1 protein-coding gene is annotated in these 881 nt (G+C 69.1%); it reads left to right on the forward strand.

Going from position 1 to position 881, the window contains the following annotated elements:
• Positions 1–881 (forward strand): sugar phosphate isomerase/epimerase family protein (locus tag ACFQSB_RS40180; protein ID WP_380832607.1); only part of this gene is annotated, 881 nt, incomplete at both ends.

The raw sequence follows: 881 nt of genomic DNA on the forward strand, positions 1-881 counted from the left end.
GACGGCCTGGAGATCGCGTGCTGGGGGGATCATTTCGAGGTCGACAAGGCGCTGGCGGATGACTCCTACATTCCGCGCAAGCTGGAGGTGCTGGACAAGCACGGGCTGAAGGTGTGGACGATCTCCAGCCACCTGGTCGGGCAGGCGGTGTGCGACAGTCCGATCGACGCGCGTCACCAGGGCATCCTGCCCGCGCGGATCTGGGGCGACGGTGAGCCCGAGGGGGTGCGCGCGCGGGCGGCCGAGGAGATCAAGGACACCGCCCGGGCGGCGGCCAAGCTCGGGGTGGACACGGTGGTCGGTTTCACCGGGTCCTCGATCTGGCACACGGTGGCGATGTTCCCGCCGGTGCCGCCGTCGATGCTCCAGGCGGGGTATCAGGACTTCGCCGACCGGTGGAACCCGATCTTGGACGTGTTCGACGAGGTGGGGGTGCGGTTCGCTCACGAGGTGCACCCGAGTGAGATCGCCTACGACTACCACACCACGGTGGCCGCGCTGGAGGCGATCGGGCACCGTCCGGCGTTCGGTCTGAACTGGGACCCTTCGCACATGGTGTGGCAGCAGATCGACCCGGTGAACTTCATCCTGGACTTCGCCGACCGGATCTACCACGTGGACTGCAAGGACGCCAAGGTCCGGATCGGTGACGGTCGCCGCGGCCGGTTGTCGTCGCACCTGCCGTGGGCGGACCTGCGCCGGGGCTGGGACTTCGTGTCCACCGGCCGGGGGGATGTGCCCTGGGAGGACTGTTTCCGGGCGCTGAACTCCATCGGCTACGACGGGCCGATCTCGGTGGAATGGGAGGACGCGGGCATGGACCGCCTGGCCGGCGCCCCCGAGGCCCTGGCCTACGTCCGCGGCCTCAACGCCATCACCCC

Source organism: Sphaerisporangium rhizosphaerae (assembly GCF_042665155.1).
Taxonomy (GTDB): Bacteria; Actinomycetota; Actinomycetes; order Streptosporangiales; family Streptosporangiaceae; genus Sphaerisporangium; species Sphaerisporangium rhizosphaerae.